The organism is Limnohabitans sp. Rim8 (genome assembly GCF_945901735.1).
In the GTDB taxonomy this organism is placed as follows: domain Bacteria; phylum Pseudomonadota; class Gammaproteobacteria; order Burkholderiales; family Burkholderiaceae_C; genus Limnohabitans_A.
In genome coordinates, this window is record NZ_CAMDLM010000022.1 from 1 (window position 1) to 15149 (window position 15149).

Here is a 15149-nt window from a genome sequence, read left to right on the forward strand (position 1 = left end):
CCGGGCAGCAGTTCACGCATCGAAAGCATTGAGCGCATCGACCTGACTGGCAGCGGTAACAACGCCCTGGTTATTAGCTACCGGGACGTGCTGGACATGGCGGGCATGAACCTGATCAACAGCAGCACGAAAGATGCATTAGGGTGGGCCAACGACACTTACAGCTTTGCAGCACAAGAATCCCGTCACCAGCTCATCGTTGACGGTGATGGTGGCGACACAGTTAACTTGGCAGATTACGACGTCTGGACAGATCTGGGCCAGGTCACCCACACGGTCAACACCGTGAGCAAAACCTATGACGTCTATCAGTATGACGATGCTTATTCACAACTGTTGATTGACAGCTCAGTTACAGTCAATTTCTCCGTGATACCGTTCTAGAGATTATGGTTGATGTGAAGCTGCCGAACCTGTCTGTCAGTGCGCTATGGCAAGAATTGCGTTTGAAGGTGACGCAGCCTTTGCTGTGGCAAGCGCTGGCGCGCCAATACGCAAAGCAGTCACTGCCATGGCAGGGCGGCTACACGGCGCGCCAGGCGGTGCGTCTGGATGCCAGTCTGACTGCGGCTGTGCAGGCGCTGGGCTTAGCGGGTTGGCAAAACCCTGGTGCCGGTGACGCGCAATTGGGGCGTGCCAGCTTGCCCGAGGCGGCTGCTCTGGCAAAACGTTTTTTCGCTGTCATTGCTGCGCAGCCTGGTGACTGGCTGACTTGGCTTTACCTGGCGCGCCTACTGGACATGGTGCAAGAAATGGACGCATCAACCGATAGCGTCGATTTGCCCACGCCAGAACATGCACTGCAACAAGCGCAGGCCTTGGAGCCGATTGCGGGCGAATCACTGCACTGGATGGGGGTGTGGCGCCTGAGCGCAGGAGACGCGAAGGGGGCGGTGGCGGCCTTGTCCGGCTTGCTGGGCGTTCGCCCGGTGCGCTTTGGCTCGATGATGGTGCTGGGCGAGGCGCTGCTGGCGGTGGGCAACACAGCGGCGGCAGAAAAAGCCTTTGCAAGGGCATCGCTGTCTGACAACCCAGACTTTCTGCTCTCCCTGTCAGCCAAGGTGTATGCGCACAACTACTGGCAAGAGGCCTTGCAGGTGTTGCAAAAAGCACTGGGCCTGCGCCCGGCCAGCGTGCCGCTGTGGCTGGCCCTGGCCAAAATCCAGTCCGATGTGTATTCGCTGGCCGACTGCGCCCAAAGCCTGCGAAAAGTGCAGACGCTTGAGCCCAACAACGCTGAGGCGCAGCTGTTGCACGCCGGCTTGCAAGGGCGCATGGGCGACGCTAAAGGCCACTTGGCGACCTTGGAGGCAGCGTACGCCCAAGGCGGTGACCCACTGTCGCGCTTGGCCTCGAGCATCGCGATGACCTCGCTTTATCACGACGGCCTGAGCAGCAGCGAGGTGGCCGATTTGCACCGCCGTGTGTGTGCGCCGATAGAGGCGGCCCTTGTGGAAAAGACCGACTTTGCTTCGCAAAGCGCCGGCCCACGCCGTCTGCGCCTGGGCCTTGTGACGGGTGACCTGCACCGCCAACACCCGGTCAATATCTTCATGTTGCCGGTGCTGCTGCGTCTGGATCACAGCCGTCTGGAGGTGTTTGTTTATCACACCGGCACCATGCATGACGAATACACCCGTCAGGCCAAAGCCAGCGCCGACCATTGGACAGAAGCCGCCAGCCTGACCGACCGGGCGCTGCACCAGGCCATCGTGGGGGACGGCGTTGAAATTTTGATGGATCTGGGTGGTCACACCTCAACCCATCGGCTGGGCGTGTTTGCCATGCGTGCTGCGCCCGTGCAGGCGACTTTTTTGGGCTACCCGCACTCTACAGGCTTGAGCCGTATCGACTGGCTGGTAGGCGACGAAGTGGTCAGCCCGACCGAGCACGCGCATTTGTTCAGCGAAGGCATAGCGCAGTTACCGGGCAGTGTGTTTTGTTGGGCGCCGGTGGATGTGTATCCGCTGCCTCCCATCCGGCCCGCTGGCGTGCCTGTGGTGTTTGGCTCGTTCAACAACGCCATGAAACTCGCACCCAAGACCATCGCGCTGTGGGCACAGGTGTTGCAAGCGGTGGCAGGCTCGCAGCTTTTGCTCAAAGCGCCGTCACTGCGCGATGCGGCTGTGCAGGAGCGCTTTGCGGCCTTGTTTGCGCAACACGGCATCGCCAGAGATCGGCTGATTTTCAGAGGCCCCAGCGGCTTGACTGACATGATGCAGGAGTACGGCGTTGTCGACATTGGCCTGGACCCTACGCCCTACAACGGCGGCACCACCACCTTGCAGGCGTTGTGGATGGGTGTGCCAGTGATCACGCTGCTGGGCAACAACTTTGTGGGCCGCATGGGGGCCAGTTTCATGCAAACCCTGGGCCGGACAGACTGGGTGGCCACAGACGAAGCGGCTTACGTGCAGGCGGCGGTGCGTTTGGCGGCTGATATTGCCCAAGTGCGCAGTGGCCGAGCACAACTGCGGGCGCAAATGGCTGGGTCTGCACTGTGCGACATCAATACCTACGTCAACAACTTTGAAGCCCTGCTGCACACCATGTGGGACCACTATTGCCTGGCAGGCAACAGTGGCGAACAAACCCGGTTGATTTCAGCTGACAACTCCCGGCAGCGACAGGTAACTGGCCGGGGCAAGGCAGAGCAGCAGGTCTTGGCTGTCACTGAAGAGGGAAAAACAACTTACTGTGTTGGCATTGCTTGCGTGAGAAACGAAGCCGATGTGGTTGAGATGTGGGCACGCTACAACCTGCAATTGATCGACGAGTTGCATGTGGTGGACAACCTGTCGGTCGACAGCACCCGCTGGTTGCTGCAGCAGTTGCAGGCCGAAGGCTTGCCGCTGCATATCCACGAATGCGACGACCCCAGTTACCCGCAAGGATTGATGCAGACTCGGGTGGCGCGTGAGGTGGCCAAACGCCCTGAAGTGGACTTTGTGCTGCCGCTGGACGCCGACGAGTTGCTGGCCCTGCCCGACCGGGCAGCCTTGCACGCCGCCCTGGCCACGATTCCGCTGGGTTGTGCTGGCGCCATGACTTGGCGTACCTACCTGCCGGCGCCAGAGGCTGCCGAAGGGCAGCCGTTCTTCAGGCGCATGACTCGTCACCGCAGCCTGGAAAACCGCGGGCTCGATAAACTGGTGCTGCGCGCTGCGTTATGCGCTGAACATAGCTGGTCGCAGGGCTCGCACAATGCATTTCATGACCAGACCGGGCAGCCAGTGCGTCGAGTTGACTTGCCGTTCAAGCTGGCGCACTTCCCGGTGCGTGACGCGGATCAGTTGGCACGCAAGGTGCTGGTTGGGGCACAAGCAGTGTTACGCAATCCCAAGCGCGGAAAAAAAGAATCCTGGCATTGGCTGGCGTTGGCGCAACAACTTCGCGAAGCCGATGCAAAGGGTCAGACGCTTGATCTAGAACGCATTGCACTGACTTATTCACTGGATGACGAAGTTCTGCCGCTGCAGCAAATCGCAGAGGATCCGGTGCCCGATTTTTCGGCGCTGATACAGAAGTACCCAATGCCCTCGATGTCGAAGGCCGAGGTGATGGAGTTGCTCAAGAGCGCATAAGCCTCGCTTCGCTATCATGTGGCTCACAATGAATTTTTGGTGGATGCAAGGGCAAACTTATGACAGATAACGCACCAGCAGCAGCGGATACACCGCAAGAGGTCACGCCATCTTCGACGTTTGAGGTCAGCACCTCCCGCCACTTCATGGATTGGATGGCCGAGCAAAAGCTTTCCGTCGCGCTCACCACCTACCAAATAGGCCGACTGTTTTTGCTGGGCTTGAAGGATAACGGCGATATGTCGGTTTTCGATCGCTCGTTCAGCCGCTGCATGGGCATGTGTCCCACGCCGAACGGTTTTTACATGAGCAGCATTCACCAGGTGTGGCGCTTTGAGAATCTTTTCCTCAAAGGTGAGGTCCAAGATGGCTATGACCGCCTGTATCTGCCGCAGGTAGGCAACACCACGGGGGATCTGGATATTCACGACATGGCGCTAGATGCCGATGGCAAGTTGGTGTTTGTGAACACGCTTTTTGGCTGCCTGGCCACGCTAAGCGATACCCACAGCTTTAAGCCGTTGTGGCGGCCGCCGTTTTTGAGCAAGCTGGCCGCAGAAGACCGCTGCCACCTCAACGGTCTGGCCATGAAAGAGGGTCGGGCCGCTTATGTCACTGCTGTGGGCGAGTCAGATGTGGTGGACGGCTGGCGTGACCACCGCTCGGCTGGCGGCATCGTGATGGATGTCCAACGCAATGAGGTGGTGGCCGGCGGCCTGTCGATGCCCCATTCGCCACGCTGGCACCAAGACAAGCTATGGGTATGCAATTCAGGCACGGGCGAGTTTGGCCATGTTGAACTTGATTCCGGTCGCTTTGTGCCCCTGACTTTTTGTCCCGGGTACATGCGTGGCTTATTTTTTCATGGGGATTACGCATTGGTCGGGTTGTCCAAGCCGCGCCGCAACCGAACGTTCAGCGGTTTGGCGCTGGACGGAAACCTCAAGTCACGCAAGGCAGAGGCGCGTTGCGGTGTGCAAGTGATTGACTTGCGCACGGGCGATACAGTGCATTGGCTGCGCATTGAAGGCGTGGTCACTGAGTTGTATGACGTGATTACACTGCCAGGCGTCAAACGGCCCATGGCGCTGGGCTTTAAGACAAATGAAATTGGCCGTGTGCTCAGCATAGAAAAGTAAACGGACTGATCTTGAAAGCAAGTTGTTGAACAGCAAGGCAAAGTCACAGCGGGTGTTGCTGGCACTCGCTGTCTAATATTTTATTGACGAGGGCAGCTGTGGCTTCCTCGATGGTCGACCGATTGGTTGCCATGACGAAGGAAGGAGTTTCTGGAATTTCGTAGGGGCTACCAATGCCTGTCATATTGGGTAATTGCCCATTGCGAGCCTTCTTGTACAAGCCTTTGGAGTCACGCTGCTCGCAGACCTCTAGCGGGGTATCCACAAACACTTCAAAGAAGTTCTCTTGCCCAACGAGTTCTCGAGCCATCTCTCGTTCGGCGCGGAACGGGCTGATAAAGGCGGTCATCACGATCATGCCGGCATCCATCATCAGTTTGGCCACTTCAGCCACCCGGCGAATGTTTTCTACGCGGTCAGCATCCGTAAAGCCTAAGTCCTTGTTCAGTCCCTGACGGATGTTATCGCCATCAAGGATGTAGGTGCGCTTGCCCAGGGCGTGGAGTTTCTTCTCTAGCGCGTTGGCAATGGTGGATTTGCCCGAGCCGGAGAGCCCGGTGAACCAGACGACCTTACCTTTGTGGCCGTTGAGGCGCGCGCGGTCTTCGTGGGTGATGGTCAGCGCCTGCCGGTGCACATTTTCCGCCCGCCGCAAGTTGTGTCGGATCATGCCAGCAGCCACAGTGGCGTGGCTGAATTTGTCGACCAGTATGAAGCCGCCCAGGGTTGGATTCTCATCGTAGGGTGCAAAGGCAAGCGGCTTGCTCAGCGCCAGGTTGGCCACTGCAATGTCGTTCAAGGCCACTTGTTTGCAAGATTCGTGTGCTTGGGTATTGACATCCACCCGGTATTTCAGACTTGTGATGCTGGCACTGGCCCACTGGTTAGACAGCTTGAGGTCGTAAGCACGGCCCGGCAGTCCGTGCTCCTCATGCATCCACACCAGTGTGGCCTCGAATTGGTCGGTCATGTCCAGCGGTTGAGCAGCCAATGCAATTACATCTGAGCGAGAGGCATCGACTTCGCGGTCCAGCACCAAGGTGACGGCATCACCGGCGCACGCCGTGGTCAGGTCCGCGTCTGCCGTCACTATCCTCGCCAACAGGGCCGTCTGCCCGGACGCTGTCACGCGCAGTGCATCGCCCACTGTCAATTGGCCTGATGCCAGGGTGCCACTGAAGCCTCGAAACGTCGCGTCTGGACGGTTGACCCACTGCACAGGAAAAACCGATTTAGCGTGCGCCGGTTTTTTAATTTGCATCGTCTCTAGGCAGCCGATCAGTGTTGGCCCCTGATACCAGGGTGTGTGCGCAGATCGGGTGGTGATGTTGTCGCCCTTCAAGGCAGACAGCGCAATAGCCGTGACGCTTTCAAAGCGCAGCGACTTTGCCAAGGTATTGAAGTCGGTCACGATGGCATCAAAGATGGCTTTGTCGTAGCCCACCATGTCCATTTTGTTGACCGCCAGCACCACGCAGCGGATTCCCATAAGCGACACGAGGTGGGCATGCCGCTTCGTTTGGCCAAGCAGTCCATGACACGCGTCGATCAGCAGCACGGCCACATCGGCAGACGATGCGCCGGTGACCATGTTGCGTGTGTACTGCTCGTGTCCCGGCGTGTCGGCGACGATGAACTTTCGCCTCGGCGTGGAAAAAAAGCGATAGGCCACATCGATGGTGATGCCTTGCTCGCGTTCAGCGGAAAGGCCATCAACCAGCAGCGCAAAGTCGATGTCGTTGCCCTGCGTACCGAACCGTTTGGAGTCAGAATGCAGTGCGGTCAGCTGGTCATCAAATATTTGTTGCGACTCCCACAGCAGGCGGCCAATCAGCGTGCTCTTGCCATCGTCCACGCTGCCGCAGGTAATAAAACGCAGCAAATCCTGCTGGGCTTGCTGTGCAATCCATTCATGGGCAGTGGTGAACGTCGTATGGGCAGTCACTGTTGGGATTTTCTTGGGGCGTTCCATCAGAAATAGCCCTCTTGCTTTTTCTTTTCCATGGAGCCGGCGCTGTCGGTGTCGATCTTGCGGCCTTGGCGCTCGGACTGACGGGTGCCAATGATCTCCAGCAGAACTTCTTCTAGCGTTTCTGCCTGCGACTCCACAGCGCCTGTCAGTGGGTAGCAGCCCAAAGTGCGAAATCGTACTTTCTTGATTTGCACCTCCTCCCCCGGCAACATGCGGCAACGCTCGTCGTCAACCATCATGATCATCTCGGGACGTATCACGACCGGCCTGGGTTTGGCAAAGTAAAGAGGCACCATGGGAATGTTCTCTTGGTAGATGTATTGCCAGATGTCCAGCTCGGTCCAGTTCGATAAAGGGAACACGCGGATGCTCTCGCCAGGGCGCTTACGCGTGTTGTAAAGGCTCCAGATTTCGGGGCGCTGGTTCTTCGGGTCCCAGCGGTGGGTGGCTGAGCGAAAGGAGAAGACACGTTCTTTGGCGCGTGACTTCTCTTCATCGCGCCGGGCCCCGCCAAATACAAGGTCAAACTTGTAGTGGTCCAGGGCTTGTTTGAGGCCCTCTGTTTTGGTGATGTCGGTGTGCAACGCCGATCCGTGGTCAAACGGGTTGATGTTTTTTTCGATGGCTTCGGGATTGGTGTGCACCAGCAGATCCATGCCACTCTCGCGTGCCATGAAATCACGGAACTGGTACATCTCCTGGAACTTCCATCGGGTGTCGATGTGCAGCAACGGAAAAGGCGGCGGTGCCGGGTAGAAGGCTTTTCGCGCCAGATGCAACATGACGCCGCTGTCCTTGCCGATGGAGTACATCATGGCAGGATTCTGGGCCTCTGCGACTGCTTCGCGCAGGATGTGGATGCTCTCGGCTTCCAGGCGCTTGAGGTGCGGCGACGCTGCCAAAGCGGGTTTGCGGTTGCCGCTCAAACGCAAGTCTGCCGCTAGGGTTGGCCGGTAAGCTTGGGGGCAGAGCTGAATCTCAGGAGCGCTCGGCAAGTGGCGCAAGTGCCCTGCCAACAGGCCATGGGGAAATACGGCAATGGGCCTTCCTATGTGGTGTTGGAGCTTGATCAGGGCCTGCTGAATCGTTTCCCGATTCAAAGTGGCCATCGGCACCCAGAACCGTGCACCGCGTGCATCGTTGGCTTGTAGGCAGTTTTCGCCCGTGGGCACTGGGTACAGCTGCGCGAAGAGAACCCTGTCGCGTCGTTTTCTGGCTTGCTCGATGGCCCAATCCAATACCAACCGGTTTGGCGGCCTGCCAAGCTCATCGAGAAGCAGGTCTGGGTTCAGTACTTGCGTTAGCAGACCCAGGGCGTTGATGCGTCGCTCGGCGGTGCGCTTGGAGTCAGCCTCCCCCAGCGCGTGCAGATGCGAGAAGGCGCGCTCAGTGTCCCAGACTTGATGAGCATCCAAGCCGAATAAATGCAGCGATGGCTTTGACGCAATATGCATTTTTATTTCTCTTTTATGTGAATTTTACTTTTTTATTTTAAAAACAAAAAATTAAATTTAGAAAACTTGCAATGCGACAGCTGGCAACTGATGACGCAAAGTTTGTACAAGTCGCCTGCGCCTGTAAGAGGCGCCCTGAAACGGTCATAAAGTGGCTTGATAAGTAATACCCTTTGATAGCTCAAAATGCCAAAGCTGAAGGTGCAGAAATAAATTGGTGGGATGAAAAATCCTTGATCATCAACGATGTGCGAGGCAGGCGTTACCAACCCAAAGGGCTGACGCTGATGGCCTATGCCGCTGGGGTCAAGCGCCATAAGTTGTCCATGATCTCGAGAGTCACCAACCAAGGCAAGACGCGCTGGATGATCATTGATGAGGTCTTTAACAACGACAAGCTCGTTGAGTTTTTTGAGGCCATGATCAAGGAAACAAACAAATGAAATTCTGATATTGGACTATTTGCGAGTACATCACAGCAAGCCCGTCAAGGCCCAGCTAGCGCAACTCACGGAGGTCATAGAAGTATTTAACCTGACCGGACCCATAAATTAAAAATCATAAATACAGTGCGATTCAGCAAAATCGATATGGCTAAAAATCTCTACCCTTCACCCCCGGCCGATCCTACAAATCTGGGGGACCAGGTGGTCAACCCAACAGCGCCGACAGGTCCCTTGCTGAAAGGCTTTGCTGCCAAACCGCCAGGCACTCGGACAAGCAAGTCTTGTAAATGACCACTCCCCTGCAGCTGACCCACCGTTACTTGTGTTGGGCCTGCATGGCCTGTGCCCCTGTGTGGGCTCAGGGGCAGGGGCAGGCGCAGACCCCCAGCACCACACTGGCCTCGCTGGTCCGGGACACACTGGATTCGCCCCCCGCCACCCAAAGTCAACGTGCGCTGGTGGCCTCGGCAGCAGTGGGGGTAGGCCGTGCGCGATGGCAGTTTGACCCCGCACCCTTGGTGTCTGTGGAAAACGCCACCACCAGTGGGGCCGATCCGGCTGACCAGGGGAACCACCGCGTGGCCTCCTTGCGCCTGCTGCTGAGGTGCGTGGACAAGAGGCCGCGGTGGTTAAACGGCCCGCCAACGCATGATGCATTGGACGGCTTGTTCAACCACCGCATTGCAGGCTGGGCCCACACCCCGTCGTTAACGCAAAGGGTCAATAAGGCACCACCGAGACCTGCCGTTTTGTCACACTCAATGGCGTACACTTGACAATTACGCGTGAAATGGCCCCACAGACGGTGGTTCCCAAACGCCAGTTGGCACAAGCCACACATACCCTGGGCCGACCACAAATGGTATGCCCTGCACTGATGAGGACGACATGGCGATCTGGGATGCCTTCAATGTTATGGGGACAAACACGGGGTGCAATGACAAACCACCAGGCTGGGGTGCGACTTGCTGGACGGCAACGCCTTCGCCCGACGCTCACGCTGGTGCCTCTTTGGGGGGTGGCCGTTTGGGCACCGGTGTAGACATTGCGCACAATCTTCATGTCGCCCTGCAAATCTTGTAAGTGACCACTCCCGTGCAGTTAGCCTACAAAAATTTGTTGTTGGTCTGCATGGCCTGTGCCCAATTATGGGCGCAGGCGCAGACCGCAGCTCCCGCCCCAGCCCCAAGCCCGACGCTGGCCTCGCTGGTCCGGGACGCACTGGATTCTCACCCCACCACCCAAAGTCAACGTGCGCTGGTGGCCTCGGCAGCAGCAGGGGTAGAGAGTGCGCGCTGGCAGTTTTACCCCACGCCCTCGGTGTCTCTGGAAAACGCCACCACCAGTGGGACCGATCCGTCTTACCAGGGGGACAATCGCGTGGCCACCTTGCGCCTGCAGCAGCCGCTGTACACCGGCGGTCGCTTGACGGCAGGGGCCGACAAGGCCCAGGCCAGTCTGGACCAAAGCCAAGCCGCCCTGGAAGAGTCGCGCCTGCAGCTGAGCCTGCGGGTGGTGCAGGCTTATGGTGAATGGCTGTCCGCGCACCTGAAGGTGCAGGCCAGCCAAAAGAATGAAGACACCCACAACCGGCTGCTTCGGCAAGTTCAAAGGCGCATCGAGGAAGGGGTCTCTGCCGAAAGTGACCGGGTTTTGGCGCTGGGGCGTCTGGATGCCGTTCGCGCCGAGGTGACCGCTACGCAGGTCCAGGGCGACATGGCACTGGCCCGGCTCGGCCAGTTGCTGGGCCGACCCATTGTGGGTGCCGCTCTGACCCGCACGGTGGCCACACCCCGCCCCGTGAGTGCGCTGACGGCCGCCCTGCTTGAGCAAGCGCTGGGCCAAAGTGCCGCGCTGCAAAAAGCGCAATCGCAAGTGCGTGTGCAAGAGGCCACGGTGGTTGAACGGCGCGCCGATTTGTTGCCCGAGATTTATCTGCGCGCGGAGCGCCAGTACGGCAACTTCAACTTTGCCAATGGCGCGCCGGTCAACCGTTTTTTCGTTGGGGTGAGCAGCCGCTTAGGTGCAGGTCTGTCGGGCTTGTCCAATGTGGCCGCCGCGCGCAGCCAGCTGGAGGCCGCCTTGGCCGAGGTGCAGGTGCAAACGCGCAACCTCATTGAACAGGTGCTGGCAGACCATGCCCAGTTCATGGCCACAGAGCGCCGATTGGCATCGATGCAGGCGTCTTTGCGCTCGGCGCAGTCGGTGTCAGAGTCGTTTGATCGCCAGTTTCTGGCGGGCCGCAAGACCTGGCTAGATGTGATGAATGCCGCACGAGAACTGGCGCAGACCGAGGCCCAGATCGCCGACTTGCTGTCCACCCAGGTGGTGGTGAGCTGGCGTTTGAGTTTTTACACCCAAGGCATTGAGGCCGTGACCCAGGGCACCCCATGAATTCCCCCGAGATGAATCATTTATTGCCCAGCCTGGCGCGCTTGGCGCAACTGCAGCACGAGAGCATTGACCGCCTGGCCTTGCAAGAGGCGGTAGCTGCGGCCTTGGGCGAAAAAGCCTTGGGTGCACCCGATGCCGAACAAGCGCCCCAAGAACAGCTTCAGACCGTCACCCAGCACCTGCAAGTGGCTGCACCCCGCTGGCTCAAAGGGCCTGATGCTTCCAAGATGCCAGCGCTGGTGCACGCGCAAGACGCGAACCAAGGGCACGGTCAATGGGGGGTTTTGCGCGGGCAAAACGCGCAAGGCCTGTGGATCAGCGATTGGTGGGACGCGGCCAACCAGCGCTGGGACGAATGTGCCGATGCCAAGCTGGACCGCCACACCATTGCCACCCTGCGCCTGACCCGCCCCTATTCGGCCACCAACAGTCCGGTGGCCCAACTGATTCGCCATGAATTGCTCGCCAATGCCAGTGTGCTGCGCGAGACGCTTTTGGGGAGCATGATGATCAACGTGCTGGCCCTGGTGATTTCGTTTTACAGCTTGCAGGTCTATGACCGGGTGATTCCCGCAGCCGCCTCGCAAACGCTCTTGGTGCTGACGCTGGGTGTGGTGGGTGCGATCATGTTTGAGTGGCTGGCCAAGCGCGTGCGCAGTCGGCTCTACGAAAGGCTGATTGACCAAGTCGACCAGCGCTTGGCGCGCCAAGTCTACATGCGGTTTTTGGCGATCCGGCTGGACCAGTTGCCCCAGAGCGTGGGGGCCCTGTCCGCACAAATTCGCGGCTATGAATCCGTGCGTGGATTTTTTACCACCGCCACTTCCAGTTTGCTGGTGGATGCGCCTTTTGCACTGCTGTTTTTGGTGGTGATGGCCATGATTGGTGGCTGGCTGGCCGTCATCCCACTCCTGTTTTTTATGGTGTGTCTGAGTGTGGGCATGTATTACCGCCGGCGGGTTGATGTGTTGGCCGCTCAGGCCAATGCGGCCAGCAACCAAAAAACAGGCCTCTTGGTGGAGACCGTCGAGGGGGCTGAGAGCATCAAGTCAGGCCAGGGCGGCTGGCGCATGTTGTCGCGATGGATGAAGACCACCGACGAAGCCCGTGACAGCGATTTGCAAATTCGCAATGTCAGTGAACATTCGCAACATTTGGCCAGTTCACTGCAACAGGTGTCTTACACGCTGCTGGTGGCCACGGGTGCTTTGATGGTGAGTCGAGGCGAGTTGTCATTGGGCGGTCTGATTGCTTGCTCGATCTTGTCGGGGCGGGTGCTCTCGCCGGTCTCGATGATTCCGGGTCAGTTGGTGCAATGGGCCCACGCCAAAGCAGCGCTGCAGGGGTTAGACCGCCTGTGGGCGCTGCAAGACGACCACCATGGGCAAGAGATGCCCATCTTGCCAGCCAAAATCAAGGGCGCTTTCCGCTTTGAGGGGGTTTTGGCCAGCTACGGCGGCAAAAAGGCGCTTGCGGTTTCAAATTTGGTGATTCAGCCTGGAGAAAAAATAGGCGTGCTTGGCCCCATTGGCGCTGGCAAGACAACGCTGTTGCGCTTGCTCTCGGGCATGTACAAGCCGCAAGAGGGGCGCATTTTGCTGGACGATGTCGATTTGTCACACCTGTCCAAACCGCTGCTGGCCGAACACTTGGGCTATGTGCAGCAAGAGGGCCGGCTGTTTGCAGGCACTTTGCGCGACAACCTGATCTTGGGCCAACTCGATCCAGGAGACGAAGCGATTTTGCAGGCCGCTCGCGAGACAGGCCTGCTGCAAACCGTCATCACCGTGCACCCCAAGGGCTTGCAGCAAGAGATTTTTGAGGGCGGCACGGGCCTGTCGGGCGGGCAGCGCCAGTTGGTGAACTTGACGCGGGCTTTTTTGCGCCGTCCGCGAATTTGGCTGCTCGATGAACCCACGGCCTCGATGGACCGGGGTTTGGAGCAGCAGGTCATGCATGCGCTCAAGGCGGCCATAGGCCCATCAGACACGCTGGTATTGGTCACGCACAAGGCTGAAATGTTGGAATTGACCGATCGCCTGATGGTGGTGGCGAACCACCAAGTGGTGATGGATGGCCCCAAGGCGCAAGTTCTTGAAAGGCTGCAAACGCCACCCCCGCAGCAGCGTGCACAACAGGCGGCACAGCAAGCGGCACAACAGCGCGGATTTGCGTCCATCACGATGCTTTTGGTAGCGGCGTTCATTGGATTTTTGTTGTGGGCGGCCTTGTTTGAGATTGAGCAAACCGTGCGCGCTCAAGGGCAGATCATTCCCACCGCACGCACCCAGGTGATTCAGTCGGCCGATGGCGGCGTGCTGGAGAAGCTTTTGGTCGAAGAGGGTCAAAGCGTCAAGGCGGGCCAAGAGCTTGCCATCTTGGAGCGCGAGCGCTCGCAGGCCAGCTATGACGAGAGCCGCGCCAAGGCGGTCGCCTTGTCTGTTGCGCTGGCACGCACGCAGGCCGAGGCGCTGGGCCGTGCACCCGAATTTGGCCCGGCGTTGCGAACTGACCCCAAAATCGTAGCGGTACAGCAAGACTTGTACGAACAGCGCAAACGCAGCCTGCAAGATGAGCTGACGAGCCTGCAACAAGGTCTGGACATGGCCCTGGAAGAGCTGCGCATGAACGAGGCGCTGCTGAAGAATGGCGACACCAGCCGCTTGGAGGTGATGCGGGCCAAACGCCAGACCGTGGAGATCGAGGCCAAGATCAACGCCACACGCAACAAATACCTGCAAGATGCCCGAGCCGAGGCCACCAAGCTCGCCGAGGATCTGGCCGCCATGGCCTACAAGCTCGATGAACGTCGCAGCGTGCTGGGCCACACCGTGCTCACCGCACCGATTGCCGGGGTGGTGAAGTACCTCAAGGTCACCACCATCGGAGGTGTTTTGCGGGCGGGTGACGAGATGATGCAGATCTCACCCACCGAAGGGGGCATGGTGTTTGAGGTCAAGATCAACCCGGTCGACATTGGGCAACTGCAATTGGGACTGCCAGTGGCCATCAAGCTCGATGCGTTTGATTATTCGGTGTACGGCAATTTGGAGGGCACATTGGTGTATCTGAGCTCGGACACACTGGTCGAACAAGCCGCCAATGGCCAAAGCAACAGCTACTACCGGGCCCACGTGAATCTGGACGCCGACAAAGCCCGCAGCCACCCCAACCCGATGCTGGCCGCCGTGGTGCTCAAGCCGGGCATGACTGCCACGGTCGACATCAGAACGGGTCAGCGCTCGGTGCTCAAGTACTTGGCCAAACCCATCTACAAAGCCTTTGGCGGGGCCATGAACGAACGCTGAACGCGAAGACTTGGATTGCCGAGCGGATGACCAGCAGAGGGGTCAAATCGCCACCAACTGTTGAATGTTCTTGGCCTTCATCTCGCCGCCCGGGCCGCGCGCGATCACTTCACCCCGCTCCATCACCAGATACTGGTCGGCCAGTTCTTCGGCAAAGTCGTAGTACTGCTCGCACAACAACACCGCCATGCGCTGGCCTTGCAGGCCCACATCGGCCAGCTGGCGGATCACGCGGCCGATGTCTTTGATGATGCTGGGTTGAATGCCCTCGGTGGGCTCGTCCAGGATCAGCAAACGCGGCTTGGCAGCCAAGGCACGGGCAATGGCCAGCTGTTGTTGCTGACCGCCTGACAAGTCACCCCCCCGGCGGTGCAGCATCTGCTTCAGGACAGGGAACAGCTCGAACAACTCTGGCGGGATCGGCGTGCCTCCTGGCTGTGTGGCCAGGCCCATCCGCAAGTTGTCTTCGACCGTGAGGCGCGCAAAAATCTCGCGGCCTTGCGGCACATAGCCGATCCCGGCTGCAGCACGTTCGTAGGGTTTGGCATTGGCGATGTCTTTGCCGTCCAACACCACGCTGCCGCTTTGGATGGGCACCAGGCCCATGAGTGATTTCAACAAGGTCGTCTTGCCAACGCCGTTGCGGCCCAAGAGCACCGTAACCTGAGCTTGCTGAGCGCTCAGGCTCACATCGCGCAGGATGTGCGAGCCGCCGTAGTACTGATGAATGTTGTTGACTTCTAGCATTGGAACCTCTACAAACCTTCAATTGAATGGCGCACTGACCGTCATCGCGAGGCACGAAGCGATCCATGGACTGCCGCGTCGCTTCGCTCCTCGCAGTGACATCAA

Annotated in this window: 7 protein-coding genes and 2 pseudogenes; 6 read left to right on the forward strand and 3 right to left on the reverse strand. The window is 58.8% G+C overall.

Annotation, left to right across the window (positions count from 1 at the left end):
* The 3 genes and pseudogenes from Q0O99_RS11615 to Q0O99_RS11625 form a co-directional block, all read left to right on the forward strand.
* Positions 1-384 (forward strand): annotated as a pseudogene (locus Q0O99_RS11615) (hypothetical protein); the annotation flags it as partial.
* A 5-nt stretch (positions 385-389) separates the two neighbouring features.
* Positions 390-3584, forward strand: a complete 3195-nt coding sequence (locus Q0O99_RS11620; RefSeq protein WP_293751659.1) for a glycosyltransferase family 2 protein — start codon at positions 390-392, stop codon at positions 3582-3584.
* Positions 3585-3643: 59 nt separating this feature from the next.
* On the forward strand, positions 3644-4723 hold the full coding sequence (locus tag Q0O99_RS11625; protein WP_293751661.1) for a TIGR03032 family protein: 1080 nt from the start codon (positions 3644-3646) through the stop codon (positions 4721-4723).
* 43 nt (positions 4724-4766) lie between these two features.
* On the opposite strand, the gene cysN is transcribed toward Q0O99_RS11625, so the two are convergent.
* Positions 4767-6695 (reverse strand): sulfate adenylyltransferase subunit CysN, encoded by a 1929-nt coding sequence (cysN, locus tag Q0O99_RS11630; protein WP_293751663.1) that lies wholly within the window; start codon positions 6693-6695, stop codon positions 4767-4769.
* Positions 6695-7621: a sulfate adenylyltransferase subunit CysD gene (gene cysD, locus Q0O99_RS11635; RefSeq protein ID WP_293751733.1), complete on the reverse strand. Its 927-nt coding sequence runs from the start codon at positions 7619-7621 to the stop codon at positions 6695-6697. Before cysD ends, cysN begins: the two co-directional genes overlap by 1 nt.
* Before the next feature lie 647 nt (positions 7622-8268).
* Between cysD and Q0O99_RS11640 the strand changes: the two are divergent.
* The 3 genes and pseudogenes from Q0O99_RS11640 to Q0O99_RS11650 all read left to right on the forward strand — a co-directional run.
* Positions 8269-8641, forward strand: a pseudogene (locus Q0O99_RS11640) (transposase); the annotation flags it as partial.
* A 1037-nt stretch (positions 8642-9678) separates the two neighbouring features.
* A complete protein-coding gene (locus Q0O99_RS11645) occupies positions 9679-10989 on the forward strand; it encodes a TolC family protein (RefSeq protein ID WP_293751665.1) in 1311 nt (436 codons plus the stop codon).
* Complete coding sequence (locus Q0O99_RS11650; protein ID WP_293751667.1) at positions 10986-14297, forward strand: ATP-binding cassette domain-containing protein; 3312 nt, start codon at positions 10986-10988, stop codon at positions 14295-14297. Before Q0O99_RS11645 ends, Q0O99_RS11650 begins: the two co-directional genes overlap by 4 nt.
* Positions 14298-14339: 42 nt before the next feature.
* On the opposite strand, the gene urtE is transcribed toward Q0O99_RS11650, so the two are convergent.
* Positions 14340-15044 carry an urea ABC transporter ATP-binding subunit UrtE gene (gene urtE / locus Q0O99_RS11655; protein WP_293751669.1) on the reverse strand — a complete coding sequence of 235 codons (705 nt, stop codon included), beginning with the start codon at positions 15042-15044 and terminating at the stop codon, positions 14340-14342.
* Positions 15045-15149: the final 105 nt, after the last annotated feature.